The sequence below is a fragment of the Mesorhizobium sp. genome (assembly GCF_965229135.1).
In the GTDB taxonomy this organism is placed as follows: domain Bacteria; phylum Pseudomonadota; class Alphaproteobacteria; order Rhizobiales; family Rhizobiaceae; genus Mesorhizobium.
On sequence record NZ_OZ245860.1, the window covers coordinates 2,144,020 to 2,168,418 of the forward strand.

Sequence of the window (24,399 nt, forward strand, 5' to 3'; positions counted from 1 at the left end):
CGCCGGCGGCCGTTTTGATGTCACATTACCATCAGCCGCCGTTGTGTAACAAGAATTGCTCCGGGCAGGGTGCCGGGCTGTTGCGGTTGCACCGAAATCCGGCCAGAAGCATCGATGGGCTGACCGGCAACCGGCAGTCCGCGACATTGCGCTGAAACCAGATACGGGAGACTATTGGGTGGCTCGCATAACACTGAGACAATTGCTCGATCACGCCGCCGAATACGGCTATGGCGTCCCCGCTTTCAACATGAACAATATGGAACAAGGCCTCGCCATCATGGAGGCCGCGGAGGAGACCAAGTCGCCGGTCATCCTGCAGGCAAGCCGTGGCGCACGCGCCTACGCCAATGACGTGGTGCTGGCCAAGCTGATCGACGCGCTGGTCGAAATCCACCCCGACATCCCGGTCTGCATGCATCTCGACCATGGCAACAACGAAGCCACCTGCGTCACCGCGATCCAGTACGGCTTCACTTCGGTGATGATGGACGGATCGCTCAAGGAAGACGGCAAGACGCCGGCCGACTACGCCTACAATTCCGGCATCACGCGGCGCGTCGTCGACATGGCGCACTGGGGCGGCGTGTCGGTTGAAGGCGAGATCGGCGTGCTGGGATCGCTGGAGAGCGGCGGCGGCGAGCAGGAAGACGGACACGGCGTCGAGGGCGAGATCAGCCACGACCAGTTGCTCACCGATCCGGTGCAAGCGGTGGAATTCGTGAAGGACACCCATGTCGACGCCCTGGCGGTGGCCATGGGCACCAGCCATGGCGCCTACAAGTTCTCGCGCAAGCCGGACGGCGCCGTGCTGGCGATGAACGTCATCGAGGAAATCCACCGCCGCCTGCCCAACATGCATCTGGTGATGCACGGCTCGTCCTCCGTGCCGGAAGACCTGCAGGAAATCATCAACAAGTATGGCGGCCAGATGAAGCCGACCTGGGGCGTTCCGGTGGAAGAGATCCAGCGCGGCATCAAGCACGGCGTGCGCAAGATCAACATCGACACCGACAACCGCATGGCGCTGACCGGCGCGATCCGCAAGGTGCTGGCCGAGAACCCGAGCGAGTTCGATCCGCGCAAGTACCTGACGCCGGCCATGGCCGCCATGCGCAAGCTCTGCAAGGAACGCTTCGAGCAGTTCGGCACGGCCGGCAACGCGCAGAAGATTAAGCCGCTGCCTGTCGCCGAAATGGCCAAGCGCTACAAGTCCGGCAGCCTCGACCCGAAGTTCGGCTGAACCCTTGCCGTTTCAACTGAAGAAGGAGCCCGAGCGGCTCCTTCTTCACGCTGGACGAAAAACCGTTCCACACATTGCCTGGAACTATTGGAGAATCCGCTGGCGCGGCTGGCCGGCATTCGCGGCCAGTATGTCGGCGTCCTCGGCGAACGGGGTGTCGAGACCAGTCGCCACGACGGATACCCTGAACTTGCCTTCCAGATTCTTGTCGAAGATTGCGCCGACGATGATGTCGGCGTCTTCGTAGACTTCCTCGCGGATTCGGGTGGCGGCCTCGTCGACCTCGAACAGCGTCATGTCGCGGCCGCCCGATATCGAGACCAGCACGCCCTTGGCGCCCTTCATCGAGGCTTCATCCAGAAGCGGGTTGGCGATGGCCGCTTCCGCCGCCTTGATGGCGCGGCTTTCACCGGACGCCTCGCCCGTCCCCATCATCGCGCGGCCCATGCCGCGCATGATCGATTTCACGTCGGCGAAGTCGAGGTTGATCAGGCCTTCCTTGACGATCAGGTCGGTGATGCAGCCGACGCCGGAATAGAGCACCCGGTCGGCGATGACGAAGGCATCGGCGAAGGTGGTCTTGGCATCGGCGATCCTGAACAGGTTCTGGTTGGGGATGACGATCACCGTGTCGGCGCTCTCGCGCAGCCGGGCTATGCCCTCCTCCGCCATCTGCATGCGGCGCTTGCCTTCGAAGGCGAACGGCTTGGTGACGACGCCCACGGTGAGGATGCCGGCCTTGCGCGCGGCATGCGCGATGATTGGAGCCGCACCCGTTCCGGTGCCGCCACCCATACCGGCTGTGACGAAGCACATATGCGTGCCCTGGAGATGGTCCATGATCTCGTCCAGCGATTCCTCGGCGGCGGCGCGGCCGATCTCGGGCAGCGATCCGGCGCCCAAGCCTTCGGTGATATGGGCGCCAAGCTGGATCAGCCTCGTCGCCTTCGACATCGCCAGCGCCTGGGCGTCCGTGTTGGCGGCGATGAACTCGGTGCCCTGAAGCTGCTCCGTGATCATATTGTTGACCGCATTGCCGCCCCCGCCGCCAACCCCGATGACGGTGATCTTTGGTCTCATCTCGGAGATTTCGGGCTTCTTGAACTCGGCCATGCCTGCTTCTCCTTCGCCGATCGCCTGCGGCTCGCTCACAAAATTCTGTCCGGAAACTGCAACCGAACGGAAAGCAGCGCGACCCGAATCAGGCCGCCCGGATGGGTGCCTCAAAAAGCCAGAGAGCGGCCGCCCGCGCAAGTACGGGCGATTCAACATTTGTAATCGGATAGTGCATCGGTCAGCCCCTCACCGGCTCGCGCCATCGCCAAGCCGGAAAATCCCGCCTTTTCACGATGAAAGCGGCGGTGATGCGAACTCCGACGCCTGGCGGAGATGCTGGCGAAGCAGTGCCTCGGCCCACTCGATCTCTCCCGCTTCGACCGCGTCGAGAATGGCAAGATGTTCGCGGCAGGACCGTTCGAGCCGCTCCGTGGGCAATTGCGCGAATCCCGCTGACTCCTGCAACCGGCGCAGATTGTTCTGCTGGCGCACGGCGTCCGCCAGGAAACGATTGCCCGAGCACGCCGCCAGTCCCTCGTGGAACGACGCGTTGACCCGGAACCACTCGTCGCCACCGGCCAGTGTCTTTCCATTCGGGATGGTGGACAGAATGCGCTCGTGGGCACGCCGGATCTGTTCCAACAGCTTCCCGTCAGCACGGAACATCGGCGAGCGCATAGCCGCGCATTCGATGGCGATGCGGAATTCGTAGCTTTCCCGTTGAGCATCGTCGCCGACCAGCGATTCAGCAAAGCGCCAGCCATGCCCGGGCAGACGCTGCGCCAGCCCCTCGGCGGCAAAGCGCAGCAACAGCTTTCTGACCACGCCGCGCGGCACCTGATAGCGCGGCATGAGTTCGGCTTCCGAGACCTCCTGAGGCAGTTCTCCGAGAGCACGGTCCCTCATCATCCGCCGGTAGAGATCCTCCAGGGGCGAATTCGGCAGGATTGCCTCCGGGTCGAGCGCGGCAACGTCCAGCGCCAACCGCAGGCCCCTCGTCTCGCGTCCCTCCACGATGCCCTGCGCGACGAGCAACTCAAGCGCGGCGCTTATCGGGGTGCGCGAGACTCCGAATGCGCGGGCAAGATCCGGCACGGAAACGCGGGTGCCGACCGTCCAGCCGGCATCGCGCATGCGTTCGAGGATCCTGCGCGCCAGATCGATCTGCAGCGGGCTCGCGGCTCCCGCCGATATTGGCTGGGCGATGGTATCCACGCTCATGCGTACTCCGTCGGATTCGGCATTATAGATATCCTCCCGGCAACTTCCTGCGATATTTCTCTAACTTTGATGCTTTTCATTTAATTATAATGCAATATTGTCCTTTCCGACAACCATTCGAGGCAAATTTCCATGAACGCAATCGCGCCATTTCCGCTTGTCGATGTCAGCGGCACCCCGACAGAGCGCGGCAAGGCCTATGGCGAGCAAGCGCGAGACCGCATCCATGCATCAGTGGCCTTGTATGCCTCACAGCTTGCCCGGTTCGGCTTCGGGCAGGATGATGTCGAGCGCTTTGGCGGCATGTTCCTTCCCCGCCTTCGGCAATGGGCGCCCGATCTCGTCGAGGAGATGGAAGGGATCGCCTTCGGCGCAAATGTCGGCCTGGCCGCGATCCTGCTGGTCAATGCCCGCACCGAGATCCTGCAACTGGCCAAGCGCGAGAAAGGCATTTCCGACGACGAGCCCGACGGCTGCACGGGCGCGGTGATCCTGCCGGAGGCGACGAAGGCCGGACGGTTGATCCACGGCCAGAACTGGGACTGGCGCGCCGAATGCGCGGAGACCTCGATTGTCCTGCGCGTTGGGCGCACCGATGGCCCCGACCTCCTCACCTTCACCGAGGCCGGCGGGCTGGCGCGCAGCGGCTTCAACGCGACGGGCATCGGCATCACGGCCAACTATCTGGAATCGGATCGCGACTACCGCGACATCGGCATCCCCCTGCCCTTCATCCGCCGCCGTGCGCTGGAAGCCCGGCATTTCGCCCATGCCATCAAGGTGGTGGCAACGACGCCGAAATCCTGCTCGAACAACATGATCCTGAGCACGGCGGAGGGTTTCGCGGTAGACTTCGAATGCGCGCCCGACGAAGCCTTCCCGATCTATCCGGACAAGGAGATGATCGTGCATGCCAATCACTGGCAAAGCCCGGTCGCCCTGTCCAAATTGCGCGAAACCGGCCTCGGCGATGTGCCGGACAGCCTCTACCGCGACTATCGCGTTCGCCGCCATCTCGACGCGCGGCACGGCGAGATCACCGTCGATGACCTCAAGGAGGCCCTGTTCGACGACTTCGCCGCACCGCTCAGCGTCTGCCGTCCCGCGAACCGCAAGGAAGGCGGCAACCTCTCGGCGACGGTGGCGATGATCATCTTCGAGCCTGCCAGCGGGTTCATGGAAATCGCACCGCTGCCGGCCGAGAACCGCGATTTCACGCGCTACGAACTGACGATGGACGAGACGGTCGTCGAGAAGGCTGGGAGGGCCCTGCCCGCGCGCTAGAGACCCCTCATCATTGCGACAAGGAAATCGCGGGTTGGGCGCATTGCCGACACCGGCTTGCGGCGCCGCGATCGATGCGTCTATCATGTCGCATGGAAAATAGCTGACAACGGCTCACACCGCGTTCAGCCATCATACAATGTACTAGCGGCGGATGTCGTCAGCTGCGTAGATTTCAGAACGAAGCGCACCGCCAATGGCCGACAGAACACACTTCGGGTTGACCGCCGTCGACACCGTGCCCTTGCATGAGAAAGTCTATCTGGAACTGGTCAGAGCGTTGATGTCCGGCCAGTTCGTGCCCGGTCAGAAGCTGACCTCGCGCAAGCTGGCGAAGGAACTGGGCACCAGCGACATGCCGGTGCGCAGTGCCTTCATGCGGCTGCAGGCACTGCGTGCGCTGAGCCCCATGCCGAACGGCAGCGTGGAAGTGCCGATCATCTCGGCCGAACGATTCTCGCAATTGACCGCCGTGCGCACGATCCTCGAAGGCTCGGCGACTGAACTGGCGACAAAGCTCATCAATGGCAACAATCTGCGCACGATCCGGCGCCACTGCACCGATCTGACGTCGGCGGCGCGCAAGGGCGATATCGACGACTATCTGCGCAAGAACCACGACTTCAAATTCTCGATCTATCGCCATTGCGGCAATGAACAGATGATCTTCCTGATCGAGACCGTATGGATGCAGGTTGGCCCGTTTCTGCGCAACCTGGCCATGGGGTTCGAGGACGATCTCGCCTCCATTCTCGACATCGACTACCACGAGGAAGTCGTCGCGGCGATCGAGGCCCAGGATGGGGAGCGCGCCCGCGCGGCCATCGTTCGCGACATCGACGAGGGCGCGGCGCATATTCTTCGGCAGGCCAGGTTTCCGGAAACGAGAAACTAGAAGCGCGTCGCGGCAAACGCTGAACCCGATACCAACGCCCATGTCGCGTTGGCGGCGGGCCGCGGCGGTTCAAATGCCACAATCCCACTTGGCTTTCTGCCCTCTTGCCTCTATGTTGCGATCGCAGATCGCGAAACTGGTTTTGAAATTCCTCCCGACATCCGGGCTAGTAACTTGAAAAAATAGGGAAAACCGCTGGCGGCAGCCAGATCGGCTTTCCAAAAACTCACAAGCTACTTTTACACGGGCCAGACAGCCGATCAGGCTGTGGCACACTTCAAAACCAGAGGTTAGAAATTGAGCGATGCAATTGCGGACGTCCTGAACTGGCTTGAAAGCAGAAACGACATCCAGAGCCTGAGGGCTGCTGTGTGCGACCTCAACGGCGTCATGCGCGGCAAGCGCATCCCGGTCGAGCAGGCACGCAAGGCGCTGGAGGGCAAGCTGCGCATGCCCTATTCCCTGATCGGACTCGACATCTGGGGCGAAGACATCGAAGGCAACACGCTGGTCTTCTCGACCGGCGACGCCGACGGGCTTTGTCAATGGACGGGACGCGGCATTCTTCCGGTGGAGTGGACAGCCCATCCGACGGCACTCGTCCCACTGTGGCTCGCCGACGAAAACGGTGCGCCCTATCTTGGCGATCCGCGGCGGGCGCTGGCTCGCATACTCGATCGCTACAAGGCGCTGGGATTGACACCGGTCGCGGCAACCGAACTTGAATTCTATCTGGTCGATCCGCAGTCGCAACGGCCGGTCGGGCCGGTGTCGCCGGTCACCGGGCGCCGCCTCGATTCCGACGCGGCATTGTCGATCGACGAAATCGACGACTTCGAATCCTTCATCCACGACGTGTACGAGGCCTGCCGGGCACAAGGCATTCCGGTCGACACCGCCATTGCCGAAAACGGCGTCGGCCAGTTCGAGATCAATTTGAATCACGTCGCGGATGCCCTGCGTGCCGCCGACGATGCCGTGCTGTTCAAGCGAACGGTCAAGGGCATCGCGCGCAAGCACGGATTTGCCGCCTGCTTCATGGCGAAGCCCTATGGCGACCGCGCCGGCAATGGCTTCCACGTCCATTTCAGCCTGATCGACGCCGAGGGACGCAACATCTTCGACGATGGCACGGACCAGGGATCGGACACCATGCGCCATGCGGTCGGCGGTCTGCTCGCGGCGATGGCCGAGAGCACGCTGGTGTTCGCACCGCACTTCAACTCCTACCGCAGGCTTCGTCCAAGGTCCTATGCACCAACCGCGGTCGCCTGGGGCTACGAAAACCGCATGGTCGCGATCCGCATTCCCGGCGGCCCGACTGGCGCGCGACGCATAGAGCATCGCGTGTCGGGAGCGGACGCCAATCCATATCTGGTGCTTGCCGCCATATTGGGCGCCGCTTTGATCGGTATTGAAAGGCAGATGTCGCCTGGCGATCCGACCGGCAGCGACGGACAAGGCGTTGTGCCGGCGAAACTGCCGCCGGACTGGGCTTCCGCCATCGCCACCTTTGAAAGCGGGCAGCATGTGGCCGAGATCTTTCCGGCAATCCTGCGCGACTCCTTCATTGCCTGCAAACGGCAGGAGTTGAACACGTTCGCGCTCAATGTCAGCGACTTCGAGATCGAGACCTATCTCGAAAGCGTTTAGGCTCGACTGACAGGCGGAACGGATCCAAGCGCCCTTCTCGGCTTGAGCGAAGCAAGGGCTTGCGGCAAAGACGCGAACCGTTCATAAACATGATTATTTTTGTCATGTATTAGGATCCGGGATAGCGAACTTGACATTCGTTCCGCGCATGGAAAGCCGAATTGAAGGCTTTTCCGTCATCGGCGACCTGAAGTGGCACGTCTGGGAGGGCGTGGTCGCCGACCTGTGGGATGTCTCATGCGGGGAGGAGGCCGAAGGCTTCTATGTTTCCCCTGATCCCAGATTGTTTGTCACGCTCGATCTGGAGGGCGACGGCGCCTTTGTCGTTGAAGGTGCAAAGGGCGAATTGCGGCAGCATCGGCGCGCGTTTTCCATGGCTTACATACCAGCTGGCGTGCCTATCCGAAGTCGGGTCGAGAACCTGCGCCGGATCCGGCACCTCGATCTGCATTTCGACGAGGCGATGCTGAGACGCCGGTTTGGCCGCAGCCTCGATCATGAAACCCTGCACGTGCCACGCATCCAGTTTCGCGACGACAGGGTCGCCACGCTGGCCGGCCTGATCGCGGCGGAATGCGACAACAACCGACCGATGCACGAACTTTATGGTGAGGGGCTGCTAAACGCCTTGTTCGTCAGTCTCTTCCAGATCGAGAGGCCGACCGCCGCACGGAGGCGCCCGCCGCTGGCGCGCCACAAGCTGCGGCTGGTTACCGAGTACATAGACGCGCATTGCCTGGACAAGATACGGCTCGCCGATCTGGCCGCGCTGACCGGCCTGTCGGAAACAGCCATGAGCCATGCCTTCAAGGCGGCCACCGGGGTGCCCCCGCATCGCTGGCAGATGCAGGCACGTGTTGCCAGGGTGCAAGCCATGATGACGCATGGAAAGGCCTCACTCAGCGACATTGCTGAAACCGCGGGTTTTTTCGACCAGGCGCACCTGACCCGCGTCTTCAAATCAATTGTCGGAATGACGCCTGCCGCCTGGCTGGCCGCACACCAGTGACATTTCCGCAACACGGGGCATCGATATCCACCATTTGGACAAGAACGGACAAGCCATACAAATCCATCCAATGACCCGCAAATAAGTTGAGATAGATGGTCAAGTATCTCAATTCCGTCAGGCGGGGACATTCCTTATGAGCAGAACTTACCGGATGAAGGCGCTCCTTGCGGGCGGCGTCGCCCTCGTCGCGATGATCCCGTCGGTGGCGGCGTTCGCCCAGACCGTCCAGAACAGCACCCAACTGGAGCCGGTAGTGGTCGAGGGTGAGACCGGCGACAGCGCGACCGGGCCGGTCAAAGGCGTCGTTGCCAAGAGGACGAAGACCGGCTCCAAGACCGCGACGGAGATCAAGGACATTCCGCAATCCGTCTCGGTGGTCGGCCGCCAGGAAATCGACGACCATGGCGCGCAGAAGATCGACGAATCGTTGCGCTACACAGCCGGCGTGTTCGCCCAGCCCTTCGGTCCCGACAGCCGCACCAACTGGCTGTACATACGCGGCTTCGACGCGACGGCCACAGGCACTTACATGGATGGGCTGCAGCTGTTCAGCTACGGCTTCGGCGGCTTCTATGTCGACAGCTTCGGGCTCGAGCGCATCGAAGTGCTGAAGGGGCCGGCCTCCGTACTCTATGGCGGCAGCAATCCCGGCGGCATCGTCAACTATGTCAGCAAGCTTCCCGATGGCCGGCAGCGCTATGTCGAGACCGGCATCAACGACGCCGGCAATGCCTATCTCGGCTTCGACATCGGTGACGTGGCCAGCGATGGCGTAATCAGCTACCGCATAAATGGCCGCGTCGCCGGCGGCGACACCTACAGCGACCTGCAGAATGGCTGGCGCGGCTTCATCTCGCCAAGCATCACCTGGCAACCTGACGAGCAGACGAAGCTGACGGTGCTGGCCAACTACAGCCACGTCGACGAAAACCACGGCGGCGGTACCTTCCTGCCTTACTCAGGCACCGTGACGGACCACATTGTGTGTCAGCTTCCGGGGAACTGCACGAATTACGGCCGTATCAATCCCGATGCCAATTTCACGGAACCAAGCATAGACCTCTACAAGCGCGAGCAGGGTTCGATCGGTTACCAGTTCGAGCACACATTCGACAATCAGTGGACGGTACGCTCCAACACGCGCTTCACGGCAGCTGATATCAACGAGGTCTATGTCTATCCAAACGGATGGGCGAACGCGACGCAACTTGACCGCGTCAATTTCGGCCATGACACGGACGCCATGACATTCCTCTCGGACCTGCAGATCGAGGGCAAGGTGCGGACCGGCTCGATCGAACACACGCTGCTGTTTGGCCTGGACTACAAGTATTACAACATCGACCAGGTGCAGTCGTCGGCTCTCTTCGGCACAACGCCGCCGATCGATGCCTTCGACCCGGTTTACGGCGTGCCTCTGACGCCGCGCGTGAGTTACCTGAACCAGGACCTGACGCAGAAGCAGCTTGGCCTTTATGCGCAGGACCAGTTGCGTTTCGGCGATGGCTGGCTGGTGACGCTGAATGGCCGCTATGATCGCGGCTGGCTCGATGCTGACAACCGTCCTACCTACTACTCGAACACTTCGAGTTCCCTGAGCAACTCGGTCGGCGATTTTTCCGGTCGCGCCGGCCTCGCCTACGAATTCGTCAACGGTCTGACGCCCTATGTCAGCATGGCCACCTTCTTCAACCCGATTATCGGCACCGACGCCAATGGCAGTCTGTTCAAGCCGGAAGAGGGCGCCCAATATGAGGCTGGCGTCAAATATGCGCCAAGCTTCATCGACGGCCTGTTCACCCTGTCGCTCTTCGACCTCACCCGACAGAACGTGCCCACCCCAACCGTCGATAATCCTTATGTCCAGATTCAGACCGGCGAAGTGCGGTCGCGCGGCGTGGAACTGGAAGGCAAGGTGAACGTCACCGAGGACTTCCGTGTCACCGGCGCTTTCACGGCCTACGATCTCAAGGTTACAAAGGATGCCGACCCCACTCTCATCGGCAAAAGGCCTTTCCTCGTACCGGAGGTGATGGCCTCGGTTTCCGCCGACTACACGTTCCGCGGCGACTGGTACGATGGCATCTCGATCGGCGGTGGTATGCGCTATCTCGGCTCCTCATGGGCGGACCAGGCCAACGAATTCAAGGTGCCCGCGGTTACCCTGGCGGATCTCAAGCTCGGCTACGAGAAGGAGAATTGGGGCGTCGATCTCAACATAACCAATCTCTTCGACAAAACCTATGTCTCCGGATGCCAGGGTATCAACGTGTGTAGCTATGGCGAAGGCCGCTCGATCAAGCTGAAGGCGCACACGACTTGGTAGCCATTCGTCAAAGCCGCAGGCAATGATCCATCTGCCCAACAGACGGCAGGCGCTTGCGCTGGCGGCCTCTGCCCTGCTGTCCCCGGTCGCCAGCAAGGCGGCGGCGCCACGCATTGCCGCCATCGATTGGGGCATGCTGGAAACGCTTCTGGCGCTCGGCATCGAACCGGTGGCGGCGACGGAACTGATGCAGTTCCGCAAGATCGTGGTCGAGCCGGCCGTCCCGCAATCGGTTGCTGATCTCGGGCTGCGCGGCGCGCCCAATTACGAGCTTCTGCTCACCGTCGCGCCGGATCTCATCGTCATCTCGAATTTCTACGAATACCAGCGCCCGATGCTCGAACGCATCGCGCCGGTGTTCGCACAAACCGTCTACGAGGCCGGCGTGCCGCCCTATCCGCTCGCCGAGGCGGCGACGCTGGCACTGGGCGAAAGGCTCGGCCGGCAGGCCGAAGCCAAGAGGTACGTCGATGATACCGCGCACGAAATCGCACGGCTTCGCGCCGCCTTGTCTCCAGGTTCCACGCGCCCGGCCTTCGTCATCAGCCTTGGCGATTCCCGCCATTTCCGTGCCTTTGGGCGGGACGCCATGTTCGGCGACGTGCTGACCCGCCTCGGCATTGAAAACGCCTGGACCGACGAGACAAGCTACAGCGCCGCCGCGCCGGTCGGGCTGGAGGCGCTGGCACGCCTGCCCGAAGCGTCGATCCTGATCGTTTCGCCGCTGCCGGCGGATGTCGGCCGCTCGCTTCCATCAAATGCCCTGTGGAACGCGTTGCCGGCAGTCCGCCAGAACCGCGTCACCGTGCTGGAGCCGGTCAATCATTTCGGCTGCCTGCCTTCGGCACGCCGCTTCGCTCGCCTTGCCACGGCAGCGCTTGCCGGCACGCGGCATGACTGATCGCGCCGTGACCCGCCCCGCCCTGCCCTATCGCATTATTGCCGGCAGCGCCTTATCGCCAGTTGCCCTATGGGGCATGCTGGCGCTAGCGGCCGCGCTCCTGTTCGTATGGCGGGTCGGCATGCAGTGGCCGGCCGCATTGCCGAGCGACGGCGTCGATCTCGATCATATCATCCTGCTCTACAGCACACTGCCACGCGCGGCGGTGGCGGTGCTGGCAGGCGCTGTCCTTGGCCTATCCGGCCTCTTGCTGCAGCACGTATTGCGCAATGCATTGGCCGAGCCGTCGACGCTCGGCATCTCGGCGGGCGCGCAATTGGCCATGACGATCGCCTCGCTTCACGCCCCCTTGCTGATGGAGCGGGCGCAGGGGTCAGTCGCCTTTGCCGGCGGCATCGCGTCAGTGCTGCTGGTGCTGTCGCTGACCTGGCGGCGCGGGCTGGAACCGGTGTCCGTCGTGCTTGCCGGGATGATGGTGGCGTTGACAGCCAGTTCCATCAGCGCCGCCCTGATCCTCGCCAATGGCGAATATCTTTTTTCGCTGTTCATCTGGGGCGGCGGATCCCTCGTCCAGCAGGATTGGGGTCCGGCCATGGCATTGGCGATCAGATTGGCAGCAGGCGGCGGCGCAGCGCTGATGCTGCTGCGGCCGCTGACGATCCTTGGCCTCGACGACAGCTCGGCACGCGGCCTGGGCGTCGCCCGCAACACCAGCCGCTTTCTCATCATCGCGCTTGCCGTGTGGATGGCGACGACCGTGGCAGCCGAGGTCGGTGTCATCGGTTTCGTCGGTCTTGCCGCACCAGCACTTGCCTCACTTTCGGGTGCTCGCACCTTGCGGCAAAAGCTGCTCGCCGCACCCCTGATCGGCGCCACCCTGCTGTGGCTGACGGACGGGTTGGTGCAACTGGCCGCCGGCTCTGGCGGCGAACGCATTCCGACCGGCGCGGGCACGGCCCTGCTCGGCGGCCCCCTGCTGCTGTGGCTGTTGCCACGGTTGCGCATGTTCGAATGGCCGCATCTCGGCGCCACCGGCACCAAATCGCACAAGGCCAGCCGTCCCTGGTTCCTCATCCTGCTCCTGCTTGCGCTGACGCTTGTCGCTGTAGCCATGGCACTGGTGGTTGGGCGTGGCCCCATGGGCTGGTCGATCGCCAGCGGCGAGATGCTGGCCGACCTCGCCGCCTGGCGCGCGCCACGGATCGGCGTGGCCGCGGCCGCTGGCGCCATGCTGGCGGCGGCCGGGGTGGTGATCCAGCGTGTCACCGGAAACCCTCTGGCAAGCCCCGAAGTGCTGGGTGTTGGCACGGGCGCCGGTGCGGGCCTCACCGCCGTGCTGATGGTCAGTGCCACAGCCAGCCTTGGCTGGCAGCTCGTGGGCTCCGGTCTTGGCGCGCTGGCGGCATTGCTCGTGATGCTGGCCATCGCTGCACGGGCGAAATTCGGCACGGACCGGCTGCTGCTCGCAGGCATCGCCATGAGCGCGCTATGCAGCGCCGTCATCACCGCGACGATAGCGATGGGCAATGCGCAAGCCTACATCCTCTTGCGCTGGCTCAGCGGCTCGACCAGCCAGGCAACCGCTGTCGATGCCTGGGTAGCGATCGCCTGCCTGGCCCCGCTGACGCTGCCGCTGTTCCTCGCCGCCCGCTGGCTGGACATACTGCCGCTCGGGCCCGACAGCGCACGGGGCTTGGGCGTGCCGGTGGCCGGCGGACGGCTGATGCTGATCATCGTCGCGGCGATCCTGGCCGCGCTGGCCGCCATGGTCGTCGGCCCGCTGAGCTTCGTCGGCCTGATCGCGCCGCACCTTGCCCGTCTCGTCGGCTTTTCGCGCGCACGCGTCCACCTCACCGGGGCGATGCTGTTGGGCGCCTTGCTGATGGTCCTCTCCGACTGGCTGTCGCGCATGGCGGCCTTTCCCTACGAACTGCCCGCCGGTCTTTTCGCCTCGCTGCTTGGCGGACCGTATCTCGTCTACCTGCTTGCAAAGGGAGTGCCGCGCCATGGCTGAGATGCCGAGAAATTTCTTAGCTTCCGCCGAGATCCTGCTGTCCTGTCCGCAAGACGTCATGAAGCGGCTTTGCGCGCATTTTGTCGAATTCGGCACGGTCGCAGTCGACGGCGCCTGCAGCCGCATCGACACCGCTTTCGGTTCGGCCAGCATGGAAGCCTGCCAGGGCTGCCTGAAGGTCCGCGCCGAAGGCCGGGACGAAAGCTCGCTGGCCTATGTGAAGCTTTCCATTGCCGAGCATCTGCTTAACTTTGCGTCCGCCGAAAACCCCAGCATCGTCTGGCAAGGCGACGGCGCGGTGGGCCAGCCGCTGCCCTACTTTCGCGAGATGCGCGTTGTCAGAACCGCCAGCGTGACGCCGCACATGCGGCGGGTGACCCTCGCCGGCAACAACCTCGAGCGCTTCGCCACCGGCGGCCTTCACATCCGCCTGCTGCTCCCCCGGGATGGCATCACGCCGGCATGGCCGGTCACCGGCGCGGATGGCCGCCCGGCTTGGCCCGAGGCTGAACAGCGTCCGGATGTGCGCATCTACACGCTGCGCCGCGTCGACGTCGAGAAAGGCGAGGTCGATATCGATTTCGTCCTGCATGAAGGTGAGGGAATGCCCGGTGCCCGTTTTGGCTGTAACGCTGATATCGGCGACATCGTCGGCATGACCGGGCCGGGCGGCGGCAGCGTCGCCCCCGCCGACTGGTACCTGCTGGCGGGCGACGAGACGGCCCTGCCGGCGATTGGCCGTATCCTGGAGGAGCTGCCCGGAGACGCACAGGCGGTGGTGCGCATCGAGGTCGCCGATGGCGCGGAGGAACAGCCACTCGCTTCGCGGGCCGGGCTGGATGTCCAATGGCTGCACCGCAATGACATCGCGCCGGGCAAGTCCACTTTGCTAGAGGACGCGGTTCGGAAAGTACGATGGCCCGAGGATGACCGCCGCGTCTTTGCCTGGGCGGGATGCGAGTACAAGAGTTTTCGCGCGATCCGATCGCACCTGCGACAGGACAGGAAGCTGACGCGTGAGCAGCATCTTGTGGTCGCCTACTGGCGGTGTGGCTTCGAGGGCGACACGGCGCGCCGGGAAGAAAGCTGAGCGGAAGTTACGAGGATCGATCGGCTTTCAGCACGGAAACAGCCACCTCGCTGTTGTGCACGAACTCGTTGGCATCAGGCTGCCTTTGAACCAGCAGGATGAAAAGGAGGTCGGTCAGCGTCAGCTGTGCATCGCGCGCGGTGATCGAGGACGAGCGCGCGCGCTCCTCGTCGGCGACCGTGTAGAGGCGGATGTCGGCGACGCGGCTCAGCGGATTGTCGTGCAAGCCGGTGACGGCGATGACAGTCGCACCGCGCTTGCGGGCAAGCTCGGCGATGCGCAGGGTTTCGATGCTGGCGCCGGAATAGGAGAGCGCGAACAACACGTCGCCAGGCCCGAGCGTCGAGACATTGGCCATCTGGATATGGCTGTCGCTGTCATGCAGGACATTGCGGCCGAGCTTCATCAGCTTGTAGGAGAAATCGCGCGCCACCAGCGAGGATGCGCCGACGCCGACCAGATGGATGCGGCGCGCGCCATCCAGCATGTCCAGCGCCTTTGAGATGATGCGCTCGCTGTTGCTGGCGACTGTCTGCTGCATCGACAGAAGCTTGCTGCCGATCAGCTTCTTCAGGATGACCTGGTGGTTGTCGCCGACCTCGATCGAGCCGTGGATCATGCCGGCCGGAACCTGCCAGTCCTGCGCCTTGGCCTCGCTCACCGCAAGCTTGAGCTCCTGATAGCTGGCATAGCCGAGTTTCTGGCTGAACTTGACGACGCTCGACTGACTGCGGCCGATCTCGGCCGCCAGCGCCGCCGTCGACAGGCGCAGCATCCCGTCGGGATTGTCGAGAATGTACTGGCCGATCTCGCGATCGCCGGGCGCCATGGCGTCGAGCTTCACTTCGATCTTCTTCAGGACGGACATGCGTTTCCCCGAGCGGTTCAGGACGCCGGCAGGCCGGCGATGCCAGATCCAGGAATAAATTATTCCAATCAAGATTGACAGCGAAGAATGATCGATCGACTTTCGAAGCATGCCGCGTCGATCCTCGATTCGAGCATGAAAGACCCCTTGCGAGCCTGTAGGCTCGCTATCTCAGGTCACGACAGATCGGGTTCCACAGCCATGGACAAGTTACGGATCGCCGGCGGACAAAGGCTGCAGGGCGCGGTGACCATCTCCGGCGCCAAGAACGCCGCACTGCCGCAGATCGCGGCGGCGCTGCTCAGCCCCTATCGGCTGGAACTGACCAACCTGCCTGATGTCACCGATGTGGAAAACATGCTCGGCGTGGTGGCGCTTCACGGCGCCGAAGTGACGCGGTCGGCTCATACCGCGACGATCGACACCAGTGCCGCCGTTTCCAAGGAAACGTCTTATGACACTGTGAGAAAGATGCGGGCGACGGTCCTGGTTCTCGGCCCGCTGCTGGCGCGGTTCGGGCATGCGCGGGTTTCACTGCCGGGTGGCTGCGCGATCGGCGCGCGGCCGGTCGACATGCATGTGGGGGCGCTCGCAGCCCTTGGCGCCAACATTGCGATCGAAAACGGGCTGATCGTCGCCTCGGCGCCGAACGGCCTGGCTGGCACGCGCATCGTGCTGAGTTCGCCATCGGTGGGCGCGACGGAGACGGCAATGATGGCCGCGACAACCGCGAAGGGCGAGACCGAAATCCTTAACGCGGCGCGTGAGCCGGAGGTGGCCGACCTCGCCGCCTGCCTCAACGCCATGGGCGCCAGGATCGAAGGCGCCGGCACACATCGCATCCTGATCGCCGGCAGCACCGTATGGCGGGCCGCCAGCCACCACATCATCCCCGACAGGATCGAGGCCGGCACCTATGCGGTCGCCGCCGCGATCACCGGCGGCCAGCTCGAACTGACCCACGCAAGGCTCGAGCACATGGCTTCCGTGGTACAACTCCTCGAGGCCACCGGCGTCAAGGTCTGGCCCGGCGACCGTGGGCTGATCGTGTCGCGGGACGGTCCGCTCAAGGCCGTCGACGTCACCACGGAACCCTATCCGGGTTTTCCGACCGATCTCCAGGCGCAGTTCATGGCGCTGATGTGCTGCGCCGACGGCGCCTCGCTGTTGCGCGAGACGATCTTCGAGAACCGCTTCATGCATGTGCCCGAACTGATGCGGCTCGGCGCCAACATCAAGCTGCAGGGAACCATGGCGCTGGTGCGCGGCGGCGAGAAACTGCGGGGCGCGCAGGTGATGGCCACCGATCTGCGCGCGTCGGTCTCGCTGGTGCTGGCGGCGCTGGTATCCGAGGGCGAAACGATCATCAACCGGGTCTATCACCTCGACCGCGGCTATGAGCAACTAGACCGCAAGCTGCGTCTCTGCGGCGCCCAGATCGAGCGGATCAGCACATGAGCGCGTCGGCGTCAGGTTCTTATTTCCTGGGCGTCGATGGTGGCGGGACCGGGTGCCGGGCCCGCATCGAGGACGAGGCGGGAACGGTTCTAGGACAAGGGCTTTCAGGCCCGGCAACGACGCGGCTCGGCATCGAAGAAGCATGGGCATCGATTTCCCGAGCCTACAGTGCCGCGATCGCGGAGGCGGGTTTCGGCGCGGCCGAAGCCGCGCGCATCCGGGCCGGGATCGGCCTTGCCGGCATCGGGCGCAAGGGCGCGCTGGAGGCGCTTCGGGCGATCGCCCATCCCTTCGCCAGCATCGACTTCGTCAGCGACGGTGTCGGCGCCTGCCTTGGCGCCCATTCCGGCCTGGACGGCGCCATCGTCATTGCCGGCACGGGCTCGATCGGCCTCGGCTTCGTCGAGGGACGCGACCTGCGCGTCGGCGGCTATGGCTTTCCGATTTCCGACGAAGGCAGCGGCGCCGATCTCGGGCTGAAGGTCGTGCAACTTGCGCTGCGCGCCCATGACGGACGGCATGAGCGCACGGCGCTGGTGGCCGAGGTAATGCAACGGTTCCAGAACGACCCGATGGCTGCGGTGGCGTGGATGGACCACGCGACGGCGACCGACTATGCGGCCCTGGCCCCGATGGTTATGCGCCACGCCGACCAGGGTGATCCCGTCGGACGGCGCATCGTGCAAAGCGCGGCCGAGCAGATCGACACGTTCGTGAGGGTGCTTTTTGAGCAGGGCGCGCCTCGCGTCACTCTGCTCGGAGGCCTCTCCAGCCCGCTCGAACCGTGGCTTGCTCCCGATGTACGACGCCGTTTGAAGCCCGCTGACGGCGATGCCGTTTCCGGTGCGATCATCCTAGCCAGGAAATCGCTTGATGGTCGGTAGCGCCTGAACAGGACAAGGAATATTTTATTCCAATCATTCGTTGACATTAAGAATATCGAATTCTAAAAAGTTAACGGAATGCGATTGGTGGCGAATGGCGGCGTCGGCGTGCGACGCTTGACGCCAGATCCATCTTTGCGCCGGCGACATGGCAATTTTTGAAAGCAGCCCGATGACCGAAAAAGGGTTGATGTCTGAGTTGGAGCAGCTGGTTTCCGAGGATCGGAACCCGAACACGATGGACATCGACCTGTTGCCGACCCTCGACGTCCTGCGCAAGATCAATGACGAGGACCGGGCCGTTCCGTTGGCCGTGGAGAAAGTCATCCCGGAGATCACGGATGCCGTCGACCGCATCGTGTCAGCCTTTCAAAAAGGCGCGCGGCTGATTTATCTGGGCGCCGGCACGAGCGGCCGTCTCGGCGTTCTCGACGCATCCGAGTGCCCGCCCACGTTCGGTGTGCCCGAAGGCATGGTGGTGGGGCTGATCGCCGGCGGCGCCGACGCGCTGGTGCGGGCGGCGGAAGGCGCGGAAGACGATCCCAGGCAAGGCGCGCGGGCATTGCGCGACATAAAGCTGACCGCCGACGACGTCGTCGTCGGCATCGCCGTCAGCGGGCGTACTCCCTATGTCATAGGCGGCCTGAATTACGCAAAACAGGTGGGCGCGACGACGGTCGCACTGTCCTGCAATCCGGCATCGACCATTGCCGGCATTGCCGATATCGCCATCTCGCCTGTCGTCGGCCCCGAAGTCCTCACCGGCTCGACGCGGCTGAAATCGGGAACCGCGCAGAAGCTGGTGCTCAACATGCTGACCACCGCCAGCATGATCCGCATCGGCAAGAGCTACCAGAACCTGATGGTCGACCTTAATCCGTCCAACAAGAAGCTTGTCGCCAGGGCCATCCGGATCGTCATGCAGACGACCGGCTGCTCGGCGCCGAAGGCACGGCAGGCGCTCGACAAGACCGGCAATGACGTGAAGCTGGCGATATTGGTGGTGATCACGGGCATGGGCGTCGAAGATGCGCGCGAGGCCCTTGGCAAGACAGGAGGTTTCCTGCGCAAGGCGATCAGTGACAAGACGGCGTGAGGCCGCACAAGCACTGGGCCGATACTCAAAGGTGCGTGTGCCTTTGAAGCGGCCCAGGGAAACTGCAAGGCATTCAATCATAATGGGAGACGAGAATGGGACAGCATCTTACCAGGAAACTACTTTCCGGCATCACGCTCGCGGCGATGCTGGGCGTGGCTGCGATTTCGACGCAGGCGAATGCCGCGACGCTGCACATGGCGTGGGCGCAGGACGCCACGGGGCTTGATCCGCACAAGCAGACGGCCTTCTCGTCGCTGCGGCTCTTGGAACTGATCTATGAGCCGCTGGTGCGCGTCGACGCCAGCCTGCGGATCGTGCCGGCCATCGCCACGTCCTGGGAATTTTCGAAGGACGGCAAGGCGCTGACGTTCAAGCTCGACCCGAAAGCGAAATTCCAGGGCGGCGCGACGGTGACCTCGGCCGACGTCAAGGCATCGTTCGAGCGCATCCTGGACGAGAAGACGGGTGCTGCCGCCCGCGCCAACTTCCTGTCGATCGCCAGCATGGATACGCCGGATCCGGCCACCGTGGTCTTCCACCTGTCGCAGCCGGATGTTCCGATCCTGACGGCGATGAGCGACGTGAACGCGGCGATCGTTCCGGCAAGCGAGATCAAGGCCGGCACCATCGGCACGGCGGCGATCGGCTCTGGTCCCTTCAAGCTCGACAAATGGGACCCCAACGCCAAGGAAGTGCTCAGCGCCAACAAGGATTGGGCCGGCGGCCCTACAGGCGTCGACGGCATCGAGATCAGCGTGCTGCCGGACGAAACGGCGATCCTGGCGGCGCTGCGCACCAAGCAGATCGATTTCGCGCTGCTGAACGATCCGCTGGTCGCCACGCTGGTCCCCAAGGAAGCCAGCCTGCAGCTGAACCGCGTGCCGGTGCTCTCCTATCACGTGCTTCAGCTCAATCCCTCGCGCAAGCCGATGACAGAGCTCAAGGTGCGGCAGGCGATCTCCTGCGCCATCGACCGGCAGGAAGTGCTGGATACCGCTTCGCTGGGCGAAGGCAAGGTCACCGGCCCGCTGACCATTCCGGCCATGGCAACCGATCCGAGCCAGCTGTTCTGCTACAAGCGCGACGTCGAGAAGGCGAAGGCGCTGATGAAGGAGGCGGGCTATGCCGACGGCTTTTCGGCGACCGTTATCGGCGCCACCGGCGAGCCGCCGACGGCGGCGGCGGAAGCGCAGGTGATCCAGTCGCAACTCGCCGAGATCGGCGTCAAGCTCGACATCAAGATGATGGAGCTCAACGTCTATGTCGACGCCTGGCTGAAGGGCGATTTCGACATGGCGATTGCGCTGAACGGCGGCAGGGCCGACCCCTATACCATGTACAACCGCTACTGGACCAAGGCTGGCAATTTGCAGAAGGTGGCGAACTATATCGACGACACGCTCGACAGCCAGATGCAGCAGGGCCGCGCCGAGACCGATCCGGCCAAGCGCAAGGTGATCTTCGCCGAGTTCGAGAAGCACCTCGCCGAGGTCTCGCCCTGGATCTGGCTCTACACCTCGTACAGCTACACGGCGCAGCAGAAGAACATCCAGGGGTTTGTCCCGACGCCGACCGGCACGCTGTTCAGCCTGGGCAAGGTCACGATCCAGCAGTAGCAGCACCCGATATCGACGCAGGGCGAGAGGTATTCTTCGCGTGAACTATCTGATGCGACGGCTGTCGACCTTCCCTCTCGTCCTGCTTGGTGTCTCCCTTGTCGTGTTCGTGGCGATCCGGATGGTTCCGGGCGACTCGATCACGGCGATGCTGGGCACAGAGGCCGGACTGCTGACGCCGGCACAGCGAGATTCTCTTGCAGCCTATTTCGGCATCGACCAGCCCTGGTTCATTCAATACGGACGCTGGCTGCTCGGCATCCTGCACGGCAATCTCGGCATATCCGTCACCTATGGCAGGCCAGTGCTCGACGTCATCCTCGAGCGCTTCCCGCTGACACTCGAGCTCGCGCTGCTGTCGATGATCATCGCGCTTGTCGTCGGCGTGCCCGCCGGGGTCTTCGCCGCCACGCACAATGAAAAGCCTTCCGATCTGGTGGTGCGCGTCGTCGCCATGATCGGCCAGTCGACGCCAAACTTCGTCCTTGCGCTATTGATCATCTATGCATTGTCGGCCGGCTTCGGCGTGCTGCCGGCGATGGGCCAGTTCGCACCGCTCTGGCAGGAGCCGCTGCGCAATCTCAGCCAGCTGATCCTGCCGGCGATCACGCTCGGATTTGCCTTCGCCGCCTCGGTCACACGCATATCCCGCTCGGCGATGCTCGATGTGCTGAGCGACGATTATGTGAGGACCGCGCGCAGCAAGGGCGCGTCGGCGCGCAGCGTCATCTGGCGGCATGCCCTGCCCAATGCACTCATCCCGGTCGTGACGCTGAGTGGCATCGAATTCGGCTATCTGCTGGGCGGCGCCGTCATCGTCGAGCAGATCTATGCGCTGCCGGGTCTCGGGCGCATGGTGCTCGACGCGATCCTGCAGCGCGACTATGCGCTGGTGCAGGGAAGCGTGCTGTTCATCGCCTTCAACTTCATGATCGTCAATCTCCTGGTCGACCTCGCCTATGTCGCGCTCGATCCGCGCATTCGGCTGGGGGAGGGTTGATGCGCGTTCTTCGGGCCATCTTCGCGCATCCCAGCGGGCGTATCGGCGGCTTCATCGTCGGGCTCTATCTCATCATCGCGGCGCTCGGCATGCTCGGGCTGACACCGCACAATCCGCTGACGCAGTTCCGGGTGGACCGGCTGCATGCTCCCAACGGCACCTACTGGATGGGCACGGACCTTTTCGGCCGTGATGTGGCAAGCCGGCTGATGGCGGGCGTCGGCCAGTCGTTCACCGTCGCCTTCTTCTCGGTGGCCTTTGCATCGCTCGCCGGCACTGCACTGGGCTTGGCGGCCGCCTGGTTCGGCCGGCGCTGGGACGGTGTCGTGATGCGCGTCATGGACGTGCTGCTGGCCTTCCCGGCAATCCTCCTGGCGCTGCTGATCGTGGCCGTTGCCGGGCCGGGCACATGTACCAGCATCCTTGCCATTGCGATCGTCTACACGCCGATCTTCACGCGTGTGGTGCGCGGCCCTGCGCTGTCGCTCAAGGCGCGTGAGTTCGTCGACGCCGCGCGCACCTTCGGCAGCAGCCCGTCCTACATCGTCACCCGCCATCTGCTGCTCAACCTGGTGGCGCCGCTGACCGTCCAGGTCACGCTCGCGCTGGCCTGGGCGCTGCTGACGGAAGCAGGCCTGAGCTTTCTCGGCCTCGGCATCCAGCCGCCGGCGGCGTCGCTCGGGCTGATGCTCAGCGACAGCCGCAACCTGATGGAAACGGCGCCCTGGCTGATGATCTTTCCGGGCCTGGCGATCATGGTCAGCATCCTCGGCTTCAACCTGCTTGGCGACGCCTTGCGCGATATCCTCGACCCGAAGATGCGGAGAGCGACGACATGATCCCGCTTCTGTCCGTCGCCAACCTGCGCGTCGGTTTCGGCCGCAATCCGCAAGCCAACGAAGTGGTTCGCGGCGTCAGCTTCGACCTCACCGACGGCGAGACGCTGGCCATCGTCGGCGAAAGCGGTTCGGGAAAATCCGTCACGGCATTGTCGATCAACCGTCTCGTCGATTTCGGCGGCGGCCGCATCACCGGCGGCGCCATGAACCTGAAGCGTGCCGACGGCAGCATCCTCGACCTGCTGACCGCCACCGAACCGCAACTGACAAGGATCCGTGGCGCCGAGATCGGCATGATCTTCCAGGAACCGATGACCTCGCTCAATCCGGTGCTGTCCATCGGCACCCAGATCGAGGAATCGTTTCGCCTGCATCGCGGCCTGACCGGCCGGCAGGCAACAGCGGCGGCCAAGGATGCGCTTGACCGCGTGCGCATTCCCGATGCGGCGCGGCGCCTCAAATACACGCCCAACCAGCTTTCGGGCGGCATGCTGCAGCGGGTGATGATCGCCATCGCGCTGGCCTGCAACCCGCGCCTGCTGATCGCCGACGAGCCGACGACGGCGCTCGACGTGACCGTGCAGGCGCAGATCATGGCGCTGCTTGCCGAGCTGAAGCGTGAAACCGGCATGTCCATGATCTTCATCACCCATGACATCGGCCTTGTTGCCGGCATCGCCGACAAGGTCATGGTGATGCAGAACGGACAGGCCGTCGAACAGGGCGAATTGAACCGGATCCTGGACCATCCACAGCATCCCTACACGCGGCATCTGCTGCACGCCGTGCCGCATTTCGCTGGCGGTCGCGCGGCGCGCGTGGACGGACAGCGCGACAAGAACCGAGACGCGCAACCGGCCTTGAAGGTCGACGGGCTGGTGGTAAGATTTCCCCTCAAGGGTAATTTCTTCAGCCGCGCGACAGGTGCCGTGCATGCCGTTGACGGCGTCGATTTCGACCTGATGCCGGGCGAGACATTGGCCATTGTCGGCGAAAGCGGCTCTGGCAAATCGACCACCGCTCGCGCCGTCCTGGGGCTGGTGAAGACGACGCGCGGCACCTTCTCTGTCGCGGTCCGGAAGGCCTCGGCCGAGCGAAGTGCCCTGCCCGTTCAGATGGTGTTCCAGAACCCCTATGCATCGCTCAACCCCAGGCTGACCATCGAAAGCATCCTGGCCGAGCCGGTGGTCGCCAACGGCGACCGGGTGGATGCCGGAACGCGAACGAAAATGGCGGCGCTGCTCGAGCGCGTCGGCCTGCCAAGAAACAGCCTGGAGCGCTATCCGCACGAATTTTCCGGTGGCCAGCGGCAAAGGCTGTGCATCGCACGAGCGCTGATGCTCAACCCTTCCGTCGTCGTGCTGGACGAAGCCGTGTCCGCGCTCGACGTGTCCGTGCAGGCCAAGGTGCTGGAGTTGCTGGTCGACCTGCAACGCGAGTTCGGCCTCGCCTATCTGTTCATCTCGCATGACATGGCGGTGGTCGAGCGGATCGCCCACCGGATCGCGGTGATCTATGCCGGGCAGATCGTCGAGATCGGCGATGCTGCCTCGGTGCTGTCGGAGCCCAGGCATTCCTATACCAGGAAGCTGATTGCCGCTGTTCCGACCATCGATCGGCGGCATAAGCGTTTCGAGCTGGATACGCGGCAGGTCCCTTCGCTTGTTCGGCCGCCGGGGTTTGAACCGGCGCAGGCCAGATGGGAGCAGTTCGGGCCCGACCACATGGCGAGGGCGGAAGTGTGATGGCTGGTAGCCTGAAGTATGCGAGGTCAGCGGGACAGCGCGCCCCTCTGCCCTGCTGGGCATCTCCCCCACACGCGGGGAGATTGGATGTCGCATCTGCCTTCGCCAATCTCCAACACCTGAAGGCTGGCGGCGCGCGTAAACCGCCAATCTCCCCCCTTGTGGGGGAGATGCCCGGCAGGACAGAGGGGAGCG

General features: G+C 63.7%; 18 protein-coding genes and 1 pseudogene. 16 read left to right on the forward strand and 3 right to left on the reverse strand.

The window, feature by feature from the left end; all coding sequences use genetic code 11:
• The first annotated feature begins 178 nt into the window (after positions 1–178).
• Complete coding sequence (fba, locus tag ACO07C_RS10415; RefSeq protein ID WP_421914088.1) at positions 179–1,243, forward strand: class II fructose-bisphosphate aldolase; 1,065 nt, start codon at positions 179–181, stop codon at positions 1,241–1,243.
• A gap of 153 nt (positions 1,244–1,396) precedes the next feature.
• On the opposite strand, the pseudogene ftsZ reads toward fba, so the two are convergent.
• Both ftsZ and ACO07C_RS10425 read right to left on the reverse strand, forming a co-directional pair.
• Positions 1,397–2,356, reverse strand: a pseudogene (ftsZ, locus tag ACO07C_RS10420) (cell division protein FtsZ); the annotation flags it as partial.
• Positions 2,357–2,587: 231 nt separating this feature from the next.
• Complete coding sequence (locus tag ACO07C_RS10425; protein WP_421914089.1) at positions 2,588–3,520, reverse strand: FCD domain-containing protein; 933 nt, start codon at positions 3,518–3,520, stop codon at positions 2,588–2,590.
• A gap of 132 nt (positions 3,521–3,652) precedes the next feature.
• Here ACO07C_RS10425 and ACO07C_RS10430 point away from each other — a divergent pair, with 132 nt between their 5' ends.
• From ACO07C_RS10430 to ACO07C_RS10465, 8 genes are all read left to right on the forward strand, one after another.
• Positions 3,653–4,804 carry a C45 family autoproteolytic acyltransferase/hydolase gene (locus ACO07C_RS10430; protein WP_421914090.1) on the forward strand — a complete coding sequence of 384 codons (1,152 nt, stop codon included), beginning with the start codon at positions 3,653–3,655 and terminating at the stop codon, positions 4,802–4,804.
• Positions 4,805–5,000: 196 nt separating this feature from the next.
• Complete coding sequence (locus tag ACO07C_RS10435) at positions 5,001–5,699, forward strand: GntR family transcriptional regulator (RefSeq protein ID WP_421914091.1); 699 nt, start codon at positions 5,001–5,003, stop codon at positions 5,697–5,699.
• Positions 5,700–5,996: 297 nt separating this feature from the next.
• The gene (locus tag ACO07C_RS10440; RefSeq protein WP_421914092.1) at positions 5,997–7,352 is read left to right on the forward strand and encodes a glutamine synthetase family protein; all 1,356 of its coding nucleotides are present in this window, start codon (positions 5,997–5,999) and stop codon (positions 7,350–7,352) included.
• 211 nt (positions 7,353–7,563) lie between these two features.
• Positions 7,564–8,361 carry a helix-turn-helix domain-containing protein gene (locus tag ACO07C_RS10445; RefSeq protein ID WP_421914093.1) on the forward strand — a complete coding sequence of 266 codons (798 nt, stop codon included), beginning with the start codon at positions 7,564–7,566 and terminating at the stop codon, positions 8,359–8,361.
• 136 nt (positions 8,362–8,497) lie between these two features.
• Positions 8,498–10,690 carry a TonB-dependent siderophore receptor gene (locus ACO07C_RS10450; protein WP_421914094.1) on the forward strand — a complete coding sequence of 731 codons (2,193 nt, stop codon included), beginning with the start codon at positions 8,498–8,500 and terminating at the stop codon, positions 10,688–10,690.
• 22 nt (positions 10,691–10,712) lie between these two features.
• Positions 10,713–11,591, forward strand: coding sequence for an ABC transporter substrate-binding protein (locus ACO07C_RS10455; RefSeq protein WP_421914095.1), 879 nt, complete (start codon positions 10,713–10,715; stop codon positions 11,589–11,591).
• Positions 11,584–13,605 (forward strand): Fe(3+)-hydroxamate ABC transporter permease FhuB, encoded by a 2,022-nt coding sequence (gene fhuB, locus ACO07C_RS10460; RefSeq protein ID WP_421914096.1) that lies wholly within the window; start codon positions 11,584–11,586, stop codon positions 13,603–13,605. Before ACO07C_RS10455 ends, fhuB begins: the two co-directional genes overlap by 8 nt.
• Complete coding sequence (locus ACO07C_RS10465) at positions 13,598–14,695, forward strand: DUF2218 domain-containing protein (RefSeq protein WP_421914097.1); 1,098 nt, start codon at positions 13,598–13,600, stop codon at positions 14,693–14,695. Before fhuB ends, ACO07C_RS10465 begins: the two co-directional genes overlap by 8 nt.
• A 7-nt stretch (positions 14,696–14,702) precedes the next feature.
• On the opposite strand, the gene ACO07C_RS10470 is transcribed toward ACO07C_RS10465, so the two are convergent.
• Complete coding sequence (locus ACO07C_RS10470) at positions 14,703–15,563, reverse strand: MurR/RpiR family transcriptional regulator (RefSeq protein ID WP_421914098.1); 861 nt, start codon at positions 15,561–15,563, stop codon at positions 14,703–14,705.
• A 201-nt stretch (positions 15,564–15,764) separates the two neighbouring features.
• Here ACO07C_RS10470 and murA point away from each other — a divergent pair, with 201 nt between their 5' ends.
• The 7 genes from murA to ACO07C_RS10505 all read left to right on the forward strand — a co-directional run bounded on the left by murA (position 15,765) and on the right by ACO07C_RS10505 (position 24,204).
• A complete protein-coding gene (gene murA / locus ACO07C_RS10475; protein WP_421914099.1) occupies positions 15,765–17,021 on the forward strand; it encodes a UDP-N-acetylglucosamine 1-carboxyvinyltransferase in 1,257 nt (418 codons plus the stop codon).
• Positions 17,018–17,905 (forward strand): BadF/BadG/BcrA/BcrD ATPase family protein, encoded by an 888-nt coding sequence (locus ACO07C_RS10480; RefSeq protein ID WP_421914100.1) that lies wholly within the window; start codon positions 17,018–17,020, stop codon positions 17,903–17,905. The genes murA and ACO07C_RS10480 overlap by 4 nt, the downstream gene beginning before the upstream one ends.
• A gap of 172 nt (positions 17,906–18,077) precedes the next feature.
• Positions 18,078–19,001, forward strand: coding sequence for an N-acetylmuramic acid 6-phosphate etherase (gene murQ / locus ACO07C_RS10485; RefSeq protein ID WP_421917490.1), 924 nt, complete (start codon positions 18,078–18,080; stop codon positions 18,999–19,001).
• 95 nt (positions 19,002–19,096) lie between these two features.
• Entirely contained in the window at positions 19,097–20,620 is a 1,524-nt protein-coding gene (locus ACO07C_RS10490) for an ABC transporter substrate-binding protein (protein ID WP_421914101.1), read from the forward strand.
• 40 nt (positions 20,621–20,660) lie between these two features.
• Positions 20,661–21,620: an ABC transporter permease gene (locus tag ACO07C_RS10495; protein WP_421914102.1), complete on the forward strand. Its 960-nt coding sequence runs from the start codon at positions 20,661–20,663 to the stop codon at positions 21,618–21,620.
• Entirely contained in the window at positions 21,620–22,459 is an 840-nt protein-coding gene (locus tag ACO07C_RS10500) for an ABC transporter permease (RefSeq protein ID WP_421914103.1), read from the forward strand. Before ACO07C_RS10495 ends, ACO07C_RS10500 begins: the two co-directional genes overlap by 1 nt.
• Positions 22,456–24,204, forward strand: coding sequence for an ABC transporter ATP-binding protein (locus ACO07C_RS10505; protein ID WP_421914104.1), 1,749 nt, complete (start codon positions 22,456–22,458; stop codon positions 24,202–24,204). The genes ACO07C_RS10500 and ACO07C_RS10505 overlap by 4 nt, the downstream gene beginning before the upstream one ends.
• The last annotated feature ends 195 nt before the right edge of the window (positions 24,205–24,399 follow it).